This is a genomic window from Pseudomonas sp. Yb2C2, assembly GCF_052112325.1.
GTDB classification, from domain to species: domain Bacteria; phylum Pseudomonadota; class Gammaproteobacteria; order Pseudomonadales; family Pseudomonadaceae; genus Aquipseudomonas; species Aquipseudomonas marginalis.
Genome location: NZ_JAVAJK010000001.1, coordinates 93,037 through 108,531, shown reverse-complemented (window position 1 = coordinate 108,531; position 15,495 = coordinate 93,037). Strand labels below are relative to the sequence as shown.

At 61.3% G+C, this 15,495-nt stretch carries 12 protein-coding genes and 1 other RNA gene; 4 read left to right on the top strand and 9 right to left on the bottom strand.

All coding sequences use genetic code 11. The features are described 5' to 3' along the window. Nucleotides 1-26 precede the first annotated feature (26 nt). Both Q8X51_RS00505 and Q8X51_RS00500 read left to right on the top strand, forming a co-directional pair. Nucleotides 27-788: a substrate-binding periplasmic protein gene (locus tag Q8X51_RS00505; RefSeq protein WP_065924750.1), complete on the top strand. Its 762-nt coding sequence runs from the start codon at nt 27-29 to the stop codon at nt 786-788. Between the two features lie 54 nt (nt 789-842). Next, nucleotides 843-1,214: a VOC family protein gene (locus Q8X51_RS00500; protein ID WP_065924751.1), complete on the top strand. Its 372-nt coding sequence runs from the start codon at nt 843-845 to the stop codon at nt 1,212-1,214. Here Q8X51_RS00500 and Q8X51_RS00495 read toward each other — a convergent pair. Then, on the bottom strand, nt 1,128-2,087 hold the full coding sequence (locus tag Q8X51_RS00495; RefSeq protein ID WP_407693401.1) for a DMT family transporter: 960 nt from the start codon (nt 2,085-2,087) through the stop codon (nt 1,128-1,130). The genes Q8X51_RS00500 and Q8X51_RS00495 overlap by 87 nt on opposite strands. 102 nt (nt 2,088-2,189) lie before the next feature. On the opposite strand from Q8X51_RS00495, the gene Q8X51_RS00490 reads away from it, so the two are divergent. Further along, nucleotides 2,190-3,053, top strand: a complete 864-nt coding sequence (locus Q8X51_RS00490; protein WP_407693400.1) for a LysR family transcriptional regulator — start codon at nt 2,190-2,192, stop codon at nt 3,051-3,053. A gap of 61 nt (nt 3,054-3,114) precedes the next feature. After that, complete coding sequence (locus Q8X51_RS00485) at nt 3,115-4,017, top strand: DUF2167 domain-containing protein (protein WP_407693399.1); 903 nt, start codon at nt 3,115-3,117, stop codon at nt 4,015-4,017. A 58-nt stretch (nt 4,018-4,075) separates the two neighbouring features. On the opposite strand, the gene Q8X51_RS00480 is transcribed toward Q8X51_RS00485, so the two are convergent. The 8 genes from Q8X51_RS00480 to Q8X51_RS00445 all read right to left on the bottom strand — a co-directional run bounded on the left by Q8X51_RS00480 (nt 4,076) and on the right by Q8X51_RS00445 (nt 15,224). Further along, nucleotides 4,076-4,663, bottom strand: coding sequence for a hypothetical protein (locus tag Q8X51_RS00480; protein WP_407693398.1), 588 nt, complete (start codon nt 4,661-4,663; stop codon nt 4,076-4,078). A gap of 1 nt (nt 4,664) precedes the next feature. Continuing rightward, nucleotides 4,665-5,711 (bottom strand): N-acetylmuramidase family protein, encoded by a 1,047-nt coding sequence (locus tag Q8X51_RS00475; protein WP_065924756.1) that lies wholly within the window; start codon nt 5,709-5,711, stop codon nt 4,665-4,667. Between the two features lie 243 nt (nt 5,712-5,954). Next, an RNA gene (ffs, locus tag Q8X51_RS00470) (signal recognition particle sRNA small type) lies at nt 5,955-6,051 on the bottom strand. A gap of 146 nt (nt 6,052-6,197) precedes the next feature. After that, a complete protein-coding gene (locus Q8X51_RS00465; RefSeq protein ID WP_407693397.1) occupies nt 6,198-7,364 on the bottom strand; it encodes a zinc-binding metallopeptidase family protein in 1,167 nt (388 codons plus the stop codon). A 133-nt stretch (nt 7,365-7,497) separates the two neighbouring features. Then, on the bottom strand, nt 7,498-9,864 hold the full coding sequence (gene ligA, locus Q8X51_RS00460) for an NAD-dependent DNA ligase LigA (protein ID WP_407693396.1): 2,367 nt from the start codon (nt 9,862-9,864) through the stop codon (nt 7,498-7,500). 86 nt (nt 9,865-9,950) lie between these two features. Further along, on the bottom strand, nt 9,951-10,814 hold the full coding sequence (zipA, locus tag Q8X51_RS00455) for a cell division protein ZipA (protein WP_065924759.1): 864 nt from the start codon (nt 10,812-10,814) through the stop codon (nt 9,951-9,953). A 259-nt stretch (nt 10,815-11,073) separates the two neighbouring features. Further along, nucleotides 11,074-14,562, bottom strand: coding sequence for a chromosome segregation protein SMC (gene smc / locus Q8X51_RS00450; RefSeq protein WP_065924760.1), 3,489 nt, complete (start codon nt 14,560-14,562; stop codon nt 11,074-11,076). Nucleotides 14,563-14,564: 2 nt separating this feature from the next. Beyond that, nucleotides 14,565-15,224, bottom strand: a complete 660-nt coding sequence (locus Q8X51_RS00445) for a GntR family transcriptional regulator (RefSeq protein ID WP_027603706.1) — start codon at nt 15,222-15,224, stop codon at nt 14,565-14,567. Nucleotides 15,225-15,495 lie beyond the last annotated feature (271 nt).

The window sequence follows — 15,495 nt, the reverse complement described above, 5'->3', positions numbered from 1 at the left end:
CGAAAAGGCCTGAACCCGGAGAGTGTATGCGCGTAGTCCTGGGCGCTTTATGGATGATGACCACGGCTTGCCTGGCGGCGCCTGCACCGCTGCGTTTCTCGGTTTCCGACAGTTGGGCGATGCCCATGGTGCAGGTCGAGAACGGCCGGCCTACACAGGGGATTTTGTATGATTTGATGTTGAGCCTGGCCACCCAGGTCGGCCAGCCGGCGGAATTCCACGTGCTGGCCCGCGCCCGTATCGCCACAGCCATGGGCCACGGGGATATTGATGTGCGCTGTTATGTCACCCACGCGTGGGTCGACAACCTGTCCGGCGACTACATCTGGAGCTTGCCTTTAATGGTGCAGCGCAATGTGCTGGTCAGTGTGCGCAACCAGCCGGTGCAGGTGCTCAAGCTGACACCCCAGCCGATCGGCACGGTGCTCAACTATCGCTATGGCGCCCTCGACCCACTGTTTGCCAGCGGCCAACTCACCCGCGACGACGCCCGCAGCGAAGAACAGGTGCTGCACAAGCTGGTGGCGGGGCGATTCAACTACGCGGTGAGCAATGAATGGATCGTCGACCGTTTCAACCAGAAAATGCCGATCAGCCAGCGCTTGCACAAAGTTGCGCTGATTGAGGAGCAAAACCTCGGCTGCATCGTGCGCAACGATCCCGACGTACCGGCCCAAAAGATCCTGCGCACCTTGCTGCGGATGAAAATGTCCGGCGAAATCGACGACATCATCAAGCTATACACTGGCGAAGACCCGGTCCCCCTGCACGCTCCTGACAAAAACTGACAGGCACTCCTTATAGACTCGGCGCCACACCACGCCTGTTCTCAAGGAGCCCACATGAACACCCTCGCCCATTACTTCCTGCTGTACGTCGACAGCCCGGCCACCAGTGCCAATTTCTATAGCCGCCTGCTGGGCAAGCCGCCGGTCGAATTGAACCCGACTTTTGCCCTGTTCATTCTGGACAACGGCGTAAAGCTCGGGCTGTGGTCGCGTCATACTGTCGAGCCGGCAGCCCGGTTCACAGGCGGTGGCGGTGAAGTGGGCTTCTCGCTGCCCGACACGGCCGCCGTGGACGCGTTGCACGACCAATGGGCAGAACAGGGCGCCATCATTGTCCAGTCACCGACACCCATGGACTTCGGCTACACCTTCGTCGCCCAGGACCTCGACGGCCACCGCTTGCGCGCGTTTTGCCTGAACGACTGACCGCCAGCGCCCCTCCAGGCTGATGGCCGCCACGCTGGCCAGCACGATCACAGCGCCCAGCATCACCTGCACGGCAATGTGTTCGCCCAGCAACGTCGCGGCCATCACCATTGCCACCGGCGGGATCAGGTACATCGCCACCGACGCGCGACTGACCTCCACATGCTTCAACACATACCCCCAGGCCAGATACGCCAAGGCGCTGGGGAAAATGCCGAGCACCAGCACCGCCACGTTCTCCGCCAACGGCGCCTGCACCACTGCAGCCGGCAGGCCCGGCAGGTTCACACACAGCATCAGGGTGCCCGCCCACACCATGTAGCACGCCATGGTCAGCGGACTGTAGCGGTGGGCATAGTGTTTCTGCAGGGCGAAGTACACGCTCCACGACACCGCCGCCAGCAGGATCAACAAGCCACGCGGGTCGATCTCACCCAGCCCCTGATCCCCCCAGATCACCACCAGCACGCCGAGCAGCCCCAGCAAGACGCAGCCCCAGCGCCAGGCACTGACTCGCTCCTTCAGGCACAAAAACGCGATCAGCACACTGAACAACGGCGCCGACTGCGCCAGGACGCTGGACGCCGCTGCCGTTACCCATTGCTGCCCATAGTTGAGGCTGGTGTGATGCAGGAACACGCCGAAGAACCCCAGCACCAGCAACCACGGAACATCCCGCAGGCGCGGCCGGCCGATGCCCATCACCAGTGCCACACCGCCCATGAACAGCGAGGCAATCAAAAACCTTAACAACGCCAATTGGCCGGGACTGTAGCTGTGCAGCCCGATGTGCACGCCAATCGGCGAATAGGCCCAACACAGGATGACGCTGGCGATGACTAGCGTAAGCTTTACAGGTGAAGGGGTATTCATCGACGGCGTCCAGAAACCGGGAAGGAGGGCCGTCAGTCTTGGCCCGGGCAAGGCGCACGACAATTAACCGTTTCTGACTTCTGCAATCACTGGAACTGAGCAATGGAACTGGCCCAATTGAAAATGGTGCGAGCCGTGGCACAAACCGGCAGCGTGGCCCAGGCGGCCGTGCTGCTGCATTGCGTGCCGTCCAACATCACCACGCGCATCAAGCAGCTGGAAGGCGAGTTGGGCACACCGCTATTCATCCGGGCCGGGCGTGGACTGGCCATCAGTGCCGCCGGTGAGATTTTCCTGGATTACTGCGAGCGCATCCTGGCGCTGGTGGATGAGTCCAAACGCGCCGTGGACGCCAATGCCATTCCCCGTGGCACCTTGCGTATCGGCGCGGTGGAGTCCAGCGCCAGCGGGCGTTTGCCGCCCCTGCTGGCGGAGTATCACCGGCGCTACCCCGATGTCAGCCTGGAACTGGTGACCGGCGCCTGGGGCACGTTGCTCGACGACCTGCAACACCACCGCCTGGATGTGGCGCTGGTGGCCGCCGGCAACAAACGCACCAAGCTCGAACACAGCGTGGTCTACAGCGAGCGCCTGGTGCTGATCGCCAGCGCGTCCAGCGCCCCCATCAGTGGCGCCGAGGACCTCGCCGGCCGCACCCTGCTGGTATGGCCACCCGGTTGCCCGTATCGCGCCGCCCTGGAAAACTGGGTCAAGCCCCATGACTTCAAGCCGATCATCGCCAGTTATGCCAGCTGGGGCACGATCATCGGCTGCGTCAGCGCGGGGATTGGCGTAGCGTTGGCGCCAGAGGGCATCCTGGCCCGCTATGAGCAGGCCAACCAGCTGGCGTCCTATCGATTTGAAGAGCTGGCGGCCGTGGATAACCTGTTGTTCTGGCACAAGGACACCCAGCGGCATCTGGCCCGGGATGCGTTTGCCGAGCTGTTGCGGGAGACTTTTGGCTAACTCGCAACATGTTGTTTCGGTTATCCTCCAGCGAAATTAATTCAAAATGTAAGGGACTACCATGAATTACTTCCGCCTGTTGTTGGCGGCGGCGGCTCTGAGCCTGCCTGCCGCACCTGCCGTTGCTGCTGCCTCGCCTGCCCCCGTTGAAGCCAGTGCCCCCGCCGAAACAGCCGAGCACTTTCTGGCGTCACTCAAGCAAAAGACCGGCACGGTCACCCTGCCCAGCGGCATTGCCACCCTCAAGCTCAACGACGAGTTCTACTACCTCGACCCTGCCGATACCGAGCGCTTGCTGACCGATGGCTGGGGCAACCCGCCGGGCTTCAAGACCCTGGGCATGATCGTGCCCAAAGCCGTCAGCCCGCTGTCGGAACGCGGCTGGGGCGTGATCGTCAGCTACAAGGCCGACGGGCACATCTCCGACGAAGATGCCGCGAAAATCGACTACGCCGACCTGCTCAAGCAAATGCAGGAAGAAGACGAAGCCGAGAACAAGGAACGCCAGAAACAAGGCTACGCCGGCCTGCACCTGCTGGGCTGGGCCGAGCCGCCGCGCTACGACGACACCACCCACAAGATGTACTGGGCCCGCGAACTGAAGGCCGACGACGCCGACCAGAACACCCTCAACTACAGCATCCGCGTGCTCGGCCGTGAAGGCGTACTCGAACTCAACGCCGTCGCCGCCATGGCCGACCTGCCCACCATCCAGCAGGAATTGCCCAAGGTGCTGGCCTTTACCAACTTCACCGACGGCAACCTCTATACCGACTTCAACCCGAAAACCGACAAGCTCGCCACTTACGGCCTCGCCGCGTTGGTTGCCGGCGGGATTGCCGCCAAGGCCGGACTGTTCGCCAAGATCGGTATCTTCCTGCTGGCCGCGAAGAAGTTCCTGGTGATCGGCGTGGTGGCGCTGTTCGCAGTGATTCGCAAGTTGTTCAACCGCAACAAGGCCTGAACCCCGGCCGCAAAAACGCCGCAGTATGCCTGGCACACTGCGGCGTTTTGGGGATGTCTTAGTGAGGCGCCGCTAGACGAGTGTATTGATCCTGACTGATCCAGCCGCTGAACGAACGGTCGTCGGCATTGATGAACTCGACCTGGGCCCAACCGTCCTTGAAGGCCAGCACACCGACCACATCTCGCTTGACGATATACGGACGTTTGGCGGCCTTGGCGCCTGGGGTTTTCAGCAGGTAAGCCTTGTCGGCGGATACCGTCACCAGGCCGATCCATTGTTTGCTGGCGGTCTGGGTCAGGTCCAGGCCGGTGGCAATCTCCGGCATCAGCACATTCAGGCAGCCGGGGTGCTGGCGGCCCTCTTCCACCGTGAGGGTCACGCCATCGGACGAAGGCGCCAGGCTGCCGGGGTGCGCCTCGTCAAGCCACGTGGTGAGCGCCTCAGGCTTGCCTTGCAGGTAAAACGCGCAACGGCGGGTGACGCCCTCGCCCATGGCTTCCGAATAGAACCCTTCGACCTGATGCTCCGGCGTCACCGCCAGCATCAGCCCTTCGTACTTGCCCGAATGCAACGCGGCCGGACCGGCCAAGGCAGGGCCCACGGCGCACAACGACAACACACCTATCGCTAGAAAACGGATCATCCTATTTTTTCCCTTCAAGTTTTTCGTAGGCTTTTTGCATAAGGACGTCGTAGTTGCCGTAGTCCTCGCCGTTATAGTTACGTGCCATGCCGGTAAAATCCTTGGCTTTCATGGCCTTCATCAATGCCGGGCTCTTGCTGCAAAAACCGAGGAACGCTTTTAGTTGGTTGCCGGCATTCACCTTTAATGCTGCCGAAAACTCAAACACCGTCTTGTAACCGCACGAGGCGAAGTTAAAACCCATGATCTGGAACATGCCCCACGAAGCCGACATGAGTGCAGCTTCCTGATCCAGCGCAAACGCGGTGGCCATGGTTTCCCAAGCCTTGGCCTGGTCCTTGTTATTGGCCTGCCACTGCGGCCCGGCCTTTTTCTTGTAGGGGTAGGACAGCAGCGGGTGCGCCTGGTCGTAAATGTGCTTGGTGTACTTGCGAAACAGGTGCCCTTCAAACGCGATCACCGGCAACTTGGCCGGACCGAACCCCGACCGCCCACCTGATTCCACAGTGGCGAAGGCCTTGATGATATTCACCGAAATACCACTACCCAACTGCGTGGCGGCGTTCTGGAAGTCCGTTTCGCTGAGGGTCATGCCCCCGTCGCACGTGGCCTGGAGCATCAATTGCCGGTTACGCCGCTCGGCCTCGATCATCGCGCGCATGCGGTCCAGGTACACATTGACCGTGGCCTGCACCGCATCGCCCTGATTGTTGCCGAATGCATTGAGAAAACTCGGGATGCGCATCGTCGGGAAGGCCTTCACCGGTACCTTCACCGCTTCTTCGATCAGGCTATTGAACGTGCGACCGGTGGGGTCGACCACGCCATCGGGATGGGCATACTTGAGGTGGCGAAACTGGTATTGGCTGATGCACTGTACCAACTGGCCATCGCACTTGCCGTTTTCGGCCAGCGGGAAACCCATCTTGGGAATGATCAGATTGAATAAATACTGGATGCACTGCACATCGGCGGGTAAGTTGCGGGCTTTACCCGGCGCACCTACCGAGGCACTGATAAGACGGGGTAACCCTTGCAGGCTTTTCATCACAGACATCCTTGTTAGTTAAAGAAGTGATAGCACTTCAATATCAAGTCGGCGCCCTCGTCATACTCTGTAACAAGTGGCCGGCGGAAACTAACAAGGCGGTTTGGGGTTGTCCAGAGGGGTGTTGGAAAGTTGTGAAACAACCATCATCGACCGCGCAATAAAACATCGGCAGTTGACTGAAAACAGGTCATTTGAATTTGAATCGAAGGAGGACTGCAAGGAAGAGCGTTATGGAGGCAACCCCACCAGCCACACCCCGGCACACAATGTTCCCGCTGTGGCTGCTGCCTTCCGGCTCTGACCAGGTTCACGGGTAATCGTTGCGGGGGGACCGATGGGGTCACCATAACGACGCTGGCCTCTCGGCAAGCGGGGCCATTGTACCGATCTCATCGGAAGTTACAACCGTTGGCGACGGATTAAAAATATGAAGGGGTTCAAGCACTTGCCACCGCCGTCAGCATCCCCTCCCACAGGGGTTCATCATTGTGCCTGCAACACCTCGTCCGCCCGGCCACCCTCTTCCTGGATCACCAGGTGGATGAAGTGCAGCTTGGCAATCACCGCCGGTGGCAGCACGAACGGGTAGAAGTCCGGCTGGCCCATGGCGCGGGACAGCTCATTGAGCATGCCGGCCAGTTCGATCCAGGCGTTGACGAAGGACAGGAATGCCACGCCGCCGGGATGTTCGGGGTCATAGAGGGTGGTGAGGGGGAATGGCTGGTAATCCAGGTCCATCTCACGGGCGCTCATGCCAAAGCCCAGGGCGGTGTCGACAGCGTCCATCATGTGCAGGTAGTGGGCCCAGGTTTCGGCCCAGTCTTCCCAGGGGTGCATGGTGGCGTAGGCACTGACGCAGGTCTGCTGCCAGTCGGGGCGTGGGCCGTTCTGGTAGTGCTGATCGAGCGCGTCGGCATAACTGGCGCGTTCGTCGCCGAACAGGCTGCGAAAAGGCTCCAGCCAGTGGCTGTTGGCGATCAGGCGATCCCAGTAATAGTGGCCGACCTCATGGCGAAAATGGCCCAGCAAGGTGCGATAGGGTTCGCGCATCTGCACGCGGATTTTTTCGCGGTGGGCGTCGTCGGCTTCCTTGATGTCGAGGGTGATCAGGCCGTTGGCATGCCCGGTCATGGGCGCGTTGCCTTCCAGGTCGATGCCGACGAAGTCGAAAGCCAGGCCGCTGTCCTCGTCGACGCTCTTGGGCACCACTTGCAGGCCCAGGCTGATCACCTGTGCCACCAGCCGACGCTTGGCGGTCTCCACCTTGCGCCAGCGCTCGGGGTTCTCCGGGATCGACAGGTCGGGGATGGTGCGGTTGAGGCTGCACGCCACACACAACGGTGCGGTGCTGTGGGCGGGAATCAGCCAGTTGCAGGCCGCCGCGGTGTCGAGATTGGCACAGCGGCGGAAGGCGCCGGCATCGAGGTTGTCGTCCTGTAGCCAAGTGCCTTCCACAGGCCCCGGCTGCAGGGAGGACAAGCGGCTTTGCTGCGGCTGATAACCCAGCAGCGCCTGGCAAGCCAGGCATTGGCTGTTGCGAAAGAACAGCGCTTGCCCGCACCGGCACTGCCACACCTTGCTGTTACGCGAGGTTTCGGCCATGAACGGTGCGGCGATGCGCGAGCTGAGTTGCTCGAAGTAGCGGAACATGGCGATCTCTCCCTGGGTGACTGAGACTAGATCATTTGGGACTCAGGATCGTTCCACTTTCTTCAAGGGCGGCTTCGCAGCCCGGCGCGGGCGGTGCGACGATTCGACAAGCCCGCTCACCATCGGCGCCGTGTCAGACCGAAATGTTGTGTTTGGCAAGGAATGCGACAAAGGCCTCTTCGTCCAGCACCTTCAACCCCAGCTCGCTGGCCTTGGCCAACTTGGAGCCGGCACCCGGCCCGGCCACGACGCAATGGGTCTTGGCCGACACGGAGCCGGCCACCTTGGCGCCGAGGCTTTCGAGCTTTTCCTTGGCCACGTCGCGGCTCATCAGTTCCAGGGAGCCGGTGAGCACCCAGGTATGCCCTGCCTCGGGCAGGCCTTCGACCACCTTCTTCTCGCTCTGCCAGTGCATGCCGAAGTCCTTGAGCTGCTGCTCAATCGCCACGGCGCGGCTGGCGTTGTCCGGGTTATCAAAGAAGTCGCGCACAGCCTTGGCCTGCTTCTCCGGCAGCGCCTGGCGCATGTCGAGCCAGTCCGCCTTGATCACACCTTCCAGGCTGCCGAACTTGTCCGCAAGTTTCTGCGCGGCGCCGGGGCCGACGGAGGGTACGTGCAGCTTGTCGAGGAAGCCGCCCAAGGTGGTACTGGCGGCGAACTCGGCGCTCAGCTCACCCTGATCCTGCAATTGCAGGCCGCATTCATCAGGCGACAGCAACGCGCCGATCACTTCCTGGTTGTGGCTGTCTTCGAAGAAGCTGTGGATCTCATGGGCCACTTCCAGGCCCACATCCGGCAGGTACGTCAACACTTCCGGCAAGGCCTTCTGCACACGCTCAAGGGACGCCAGGGAGCGCGCCAGCACCTTGGCCGTCTCTTCGCCCACGTCGGGAATGCCCAGTGCGTAGATAAAGCGCGCCAGGGTCGGGGTCTTGCTGTTTTCGATGGCAGTGATCAGTTTCTTGCTGGAGATATCGGCAAAGCCTTCCAGGTCGATGATCTGCTCGTACTTGAGTTTGTAGAGGTCGGCCGGCGAACCGATGAGTTTTTCATCCACCAGTTGCTCGATGGTTTTGTCACCGAGCCCGTCGATGTCCATGGCCCGGCGCGAGACGAAATGGATAATCGCCTGCTTGAGCTGGGCACCACAGGCCAGGCGCCCGACGCAGCGGTACACCGCGCCTTCGCTGACGGTTTCCTTGCCCTTGCTGCGCTTGACCAGTTGCGTGCGCTCCACATGGGAACCGCACACCGGGCAGCTTTCGGGAATCTGCACCGCACGGGCGTGTTCCGGGCGGCGCTCGGTGACCACGGAGACGACCTGCGGGATCACATCCCCGGCACGGCGGATGATCACGGTATCGCCGATCATCAAGCCCAGGCGCGCGACTTCATCCATGTTGTGCAGGGTGGCGTTGGACACGGTGACGCCCGCGACCTTGACCGGTTTCAAGCGCGCCACCGGCGTCACGGCGCCGGTGCGGCCGACCTGGAACTCCACGTCGAGCAACTCGGTGAGTTCTTCCATGGCCGGGAATTTGTGCGCGATGGCCCAGCGCGGTTCGCGGGCGCGAAAGCCCAGTTCACGCTGGGAGGCGATGCTGTTGACCTTGAACACCACGCCGTCGATTTCATAGGGCAGGCTGTTACGTCGCTCGCCGATATCGCGGTAATAGTCCAAGCACTCCTGGATGCCCTTGGCCAGTTTCAGCTCATGGCTGATGGGCATGCCCCACTTCTGCAGTTGCTTCAAGTTACCGATATGGGTGTCGCTGATATCCCCGGTCACCTGGCCGATGCCGTAGCAGCAGAACTCCAGCGGACGACTGGCGGTGATCTTCGAATCCAGCTGACGCAAGCTGCCCGCCGCCGCATTACGCGGGTTGGCGAAGGTCTTGCCGCCGAGTTCCAGTTGCGAGGCGTTGAGCCGCTCGAAACCGGCCTTGGACATGAACACTTCGCCGCGCACTTCCAGGGTCGCCGGCCAGCCGCTGCCATGCAGTTTCAAGGGGATATTGCGCACGGTACGCACGTTGACGCTGATGTCCTCGCCAGTGGTGCCGTCACCTCGGGTGGCGCCGCGTACCAACTCGCCATCCTGATAAAGCAGGCTGACCGCGAGGCCATCCAGCTTCGGCTCGCAACTGTATTCCACCGCTGCGCCACCGCCAAACAGGTCGCCCACCGGCAGGTCAAGACCCTCGGTGACCCGGCGATCGAACTCGAGCATGGTGGTTTCATCAAACGCGTTGCCCAGGCTGAGCATCGGGATCTCATGGCGTACCTGGGTAAAGGCTGACAACGCCGCACTGCCGACCCGCTGCGTCGGCGAATCCCGCGTCACCAGGTCCGGATGCTCGGCCTCCAGGGCCTTGAGCTCGTGGAACAGCCGGTCGTACTCGGCGTCCGGAATGCTCGGCTCATCGAGCACGTGGTAACGGTAGTTGTGCTGATCCAGTTCAGCGCGCAGTTCGAGGATGCGGGTGTGGGCGGCGGTCATGGGTGTTCTCTCATAAAGCAAAAGAGCAGCCGAAGCTGCTCAAATGTTGGTGCGCTTATTCTAATGACAACGCTGGAAACCAATCCTCAGCGTTTCTGTGTCAGGGCGCGACGCTCGAACTCGACGATGCGCTGACGGTAGTGTTCGATGGTCTGGGCGGTCAGGACGCTGCGTTGGTCATCCTTGAGCTCGCCGTTGAGTTCCTGGGACAGCTTGCGGGCAGCGGCCACCATCACGTCGAACGCTTGTTTCGGGTGACGCGGGCCCGGCAGACCGAGGAAGAAGCTCACCGCAGGGGTGCTGAACAGGTCGATGTCGTCCAGGTCGAAAGTGCCTGGCTTGACCGCGTTGGCCATGGAGAACAGCACTTCGCCGTTGCCGGCCATGCTTTCGTGGCGGTGGAAAATATCCATTTCGCCAAAGCGCAGGCCGCTTTCGAGGATGTTCTGCAACAGGGCCGGGCCCTTGAAGCCGGCGGCGTCGCGGCAGATCACGCTGATCACCAGCACTTCTTCAGCGGCAGGCTGATCGTTGACCGATTGGCGCGGCGCATTCTTGCCGGCGTTTTCATCCGGGAAATCGTCATCACGGCTGCTGAAGCTCGGGCCTTCATCGACATCGAGGTTCAGGTCACCCTGATGCGGTTCGGCAGCGGCTGCACTGGCGCGTTTGCCACGCTTGGAGGACGGCTCGCGGGCTTCACGCAGCGGCGCGCTCATCGACGGCAAATCATGCTCGTCCAATTGCGGTTCTTTGTGGGTATCCAGCACACGGGGCGGCCCCAGCAGCTCGGCGCTGCCGTCGTCGTCGGGCAAGTTGGACAGGTTGCGGTCCAGACGGAATTTGAGCTTGCCCTTGCCACCGCGCATGCGGCGCCAGCCATCAAAAAGAATACCGGCAATGACAATGATGCCGATGACGATCAGCCACTCGCGCAGACCGATTTCCATGTAATCCCGTGCCTCTAATAAAAAATGCTGAAAAATAAGGGGTTTAGCACCGTGCAAACCGCTTTAAAACGTGGCGCCAACTCTATGTTCTGACTGACGTTTTGCCCACGCATACGAAAAATTGACATTAAACTAGCACGACCAAAGATAACTTTACACCGTCTGTCAAAATGCCTTGAACAAATATGTCCATTTGCCACTTTCACTCGGCCGGTAAATCACCTGACATCGCGCGGAAAACTTTCTCTCATGGCGCAGCTCAGGATTCCACCATCGCCATCGCTTCTTCGACATCCACCGCGACCAAACGTGAACAACCCGGTTCATGCATTGTCACCCCCATCAACTGATCAGCCATTTCCATGGCGATCTTGTTGTGGGTGATATAGATGAACTGCACCGTCTGGGACATCTCCTTGACCAGTCGCGCATAGCGTCCAACGTTAGCGTCATCCAATGGTGCATCAACTTCATCGAGCATGCAGAACGGCGCCGGGTTCAACTTGAAGATGGCAAACACCAGGGCCAATGCGGTCAGGGCTTTTTCGCCGCCGGACAACAAATGGATGGTGCTGTTCTTCTTGCCCGGAGGCCGCGCCATGATCGTTACCCCTGTATCGAGTAGATCTTCGCCCGTCAGTTCCAAGTAAGCGCTGCCACCACCGAAAACTTTCGGGAATAACGCCTGTAAACCGCCATTAATCTGATCAAAGGTATCTTTGAAGCGATTACGGGTTTCCTTGTCGATCTTGCGGATTACGTTTTCCAGGGTGTCCAGGGCTTCCACCAGGTCGGCGTCCTGGGCATCCAGATAACGTTTGCGCTCGGACTGCTGCTGGTATTCATCGATGGCCGCGAGGTTGATCGCGCCCAGTCGCTGGATACGTGCGGCAATCCGTTCAAGTTCTTCCTCGGCTTCTTTCTCGCTGGCCTGGGCGGTCAAGGTATTGAGCACACCGTGCAAGTCGTAGCCGTCTTCGAGCAATTGGTCTTGCAGGGCCTTGCGGCGCACGGTCAGGGCTTGCCATTCCATGCGCTGTTGCTCGAGCTGGCCGCGAATCAGCTGGGATTGCTGCTCGGCCTGGGTCCGGCGTTTTTCTGCGTCGCGCAATTCGCGGTCGGCGTCTTCCAGGGCGATCTGTGCGGTCTTGAGTTCTTCGTCGACGGTCATGCGCTTGTCGAGCAACTCTTCAAGCTTGAGGCGCAGCTCTTCCAGCGGCGCTTCGCCCTCCTCCAGGTTGAGGCTCAGTTGCTCGCGTTTTTCGGTCAGGCGTTCGGACTGCATCTCCAGGCGCTCAAGGGCCTGGGCTGTGGAATTGTGCTGGGCCTTGAGCGAACCCAGGCGCACGGCCAACTGATGGGCGTGGTCCTTGTGCTGGCGGGCTTCCTGGCGCACACGATCAAGGCGCTCGCGCAGGCTGTCACGCTGGGCCAGCAGCAATTCGCGCTGCTCGGTGTCCAGGGCCATGCTGTCGAGGGCTTCCTGCAATTGCAGGCGCGCTTCGCCGATCTGCTCGTGTTCCAGGGCGCGCTGCTCGCCCATCTCGGCCACTTCCTCATCGAGACGGGTACGGCGCAGGGTCAGTTGCTCGGCCTTGGCTTTGCTCGCGGAAAGCTGGGCTTTCAATTCGCCTTGCTGGCGCGCTTCGTCCTGCAACAGGCGGCGCAGGTGTTCGCGGCCGGTCTCTTGCTGGCGCTGGGTGGCGCGCAGGGTTTGCAGTTCGGTTTCGAGGCTTTCCAAGGTAGCTTCGCGCTCTTCACGCTCGGCGATCAAGTTGACGATTTCCTGGCCACGGGCCAGAACGCCGCTTTCCGCTTCACTGGCACGGCGCACCCGCAGGAAGTGGCGGCCGACCCAGTAACCGTCGCGGCTGATCAGGCTTTCGCCGCCAGCCAGTTGACCACGCCGGGCCAGGGCCTGCTCCAGGGAATCCACCGGCCTGACCTGGCCCAGCCACGGCGACAGGTCAATCGCCGCCTCGACCTTATCCAGCAGGCTTCCCGGCACTCGCGTGCCATCAGCGGCGGGGCTGAGCAGACGCAGATCACCCTGGGCAAAACCGGCCAGGTCGAAGCCGCCGAAATCATCCACCAGCACGGCTTGCAGGTCGGCGCCTAAAACGGTCTCTACGGCCAGCTCCCAACCGGCTTCAACTTTCAAGCCTTCGGCCAAGCGCGGACGCTCGGCCAGGTGCTGATCACGCAGCCATTCGGCGGTGCCGGTGCCTGGGTCCAACGCCGCTTGCTGCAAGGCTTCAAGGGACGCCAGCCGGCCATTGAGCCGCTGCAAATCGCCCTGGGCCTGCTGCTGGGCCTGGGTCGCCTGTTGCAGTTGCTGACGCAATTGCTCCAGGCGCTCCACTTGTTGTTCTTCGCTGGCTTCCAGCTCCTCCAGCGTCATTTCGCTTTCGGCCAGTTGCTCGCTGAGCTCCATGATCGCCGCGTCTTCCGGGTCAGCGGCAAGCAGCACGCGCTCTTCCTGCAGGCGACGCTGGCGCTCGGCCAGGCGCTCCATGCTGGTTTCCAGTTGCTGGATGCGCGACTGCTGCACCTCGGCCTGGCGCCGCGGTTCGGCGGATTGCAGGTTGAAGGCGTCCCACTGCTCCTGCCAGCCGTGCATGGTGGTTTCGGATTCTTCCAGCGCAGCGGCGGCCTCTTCGGCGGCGGCGTTGGTGATTTCCTGCTCGGGGGTGAGCATGTCCAGCTCTTCGCCCAACGTCAGCAGCAAGGTGCGGTCGTGGCCCAGGTGCGATTCGGTCTCCAGGCGCGCGCGTTCGGCTTCCTTCAGATCATCCTGCAACTGACGCAGGCGCTGCTGGCCGTGCTGGATGCTTTGCTCGACCCGGGCAATATCACCGCCCACCGAATAGAAACGGCCCTGCACCAGATTGAAGCGCTCGGACAGGTCATGGTGCCCGTCGCGCAGGCGCTCGATGGCGGCGTCGGCATTGCGCTGTTCGGCCACCAGCGCTTCAAAGCTGATTTCCTGGGTGCCGATGATCGCTTCGCGCTGGCCCACCTGATCGTTCAACGCCTGCCAGCGCAGGGCCGACAGTTGCGCCTTGAGCTGGCGCTCTTCGCCCTTGTATTCCTGATACTTCTCGGCCGCCTGGGCCTGGCGGTGCAGGCGCTCCAACTGGCGCTCCAGCTCTTCGCGCAGGTCGGTGAGGCGGGCGAGGTTTTCATGGGTGCGGCGGATACGGTTTTCAGTCTCGCGGCGGCGCTCCTTGTACTTGGAGATGCCGGCCGCCTCCTCGATAAAGTTGCGCAGGTCTTCGGGCTTGGCTTCGATCAGCTTGGAGATCATGCCCTGTTCGATGATCGAATAGCTGCGCGGGCCCAGGCCGGTACCGAGGAAGATGTCGGTAATGTCCCGGCGTCGGCACTTGGTGCCGTTGAGGAAGTAACTGTTCTGGCTGTCGCGCGTGACCTTGCGGCGGATGGAGATTTCCGCATAGGCCGCGTATTCGCCGACCAGGGTGCCGTCGGAGTTGTCGAACACCAGTTCGATGCTGGCCTGGCTCACCGGCTTGCGGCTGGTGGAGCCGTTGAAGATGACGTCGGTCATCGACTCGCCACGCAGGTTTTTTGCCGAGCTCTCGCCCATCACCCAGCGTACGGCGTCGATGATGTTCGACTTGCCGCAGCCATTGGGCCCGACCACTGCCGCCATGTTACTGGGGAAGTTCACCGTGGTCGGGTCGACGAAGGATTTGAACCCCGCCAGTTTGATGCACTTGAGCCGCACGTTTAGGCGTCCGCCAACGCAGCGATGACCAGCGAGCTACTGCGCTGGCAGTAGGCCGACAGCACCTGGCGGATCTGCTCCAGGTCACGGGCGAGTACGGCGGCGAGCAGTTGCTCGAACAGCGCCAGGTACTCGCTCATGGACGCCTTGCGCTGATCCAGGGCCAGGTAATAGGCACGGTTCATCGCCGGCTGCAGGTTTTCGACGGTTTCCTGCAAATACGGGTTGTTGGCAAAGGGGTACGCGGCGCGCATCACATTGAAGCATTCTTCGACAAAGGCACGGATGTCCTGGCGCTCGAAATTGCTCACCAGGCGCTGCTGGATCTGGACGAACGGCGCCATGTCGGCCTGGGTCTGCCAGCCCTGGGCGACCGCATTGCCAAGCAGGATATACAACTCGCTCATCAGCGTGCACAGGCTCTGCACCTTGTGCGCCGTGAGCTCGGTCACGTGGGCGCCACGGCGCGGCAGGATCGCGATCAGGTGGCGGCGTTCGAGGATCAGTAAAGCTTCACGCACGGAGCCACGGCTGACATTCAGCGCCAGCGTGACTTTCTGTTCCTGGATCCGCTCCCCAGGCTTGAGATCGCCGCGAATGATACGTTCGGCGAGGTGGTGAGCGATTTGCTCGGCGAGACTGTCCGGCGCCTTGAACGTCATGTTTTCCCTTCAAAATCGTCTATCGGTACAAGCGCGGCAGTGTAGCGCATTGGCCCGCTGATGGCGCTACGCCCACCGTGGCGAATTTGGCATGAAATAAGCAAAGCTGAACACCCACACGCCCCCAAAAACGCCGGTTTCAGAAGACTGAACCATAATTGAAAGTGTTGCGACCGCAATTTCCTGACCTTCCAGTCAGAAAATCATTGACCGAAAAGTCAGACATGACTAGATTCGGCGCAAAGCGGTTAACAACAATAATGAGTCTGCG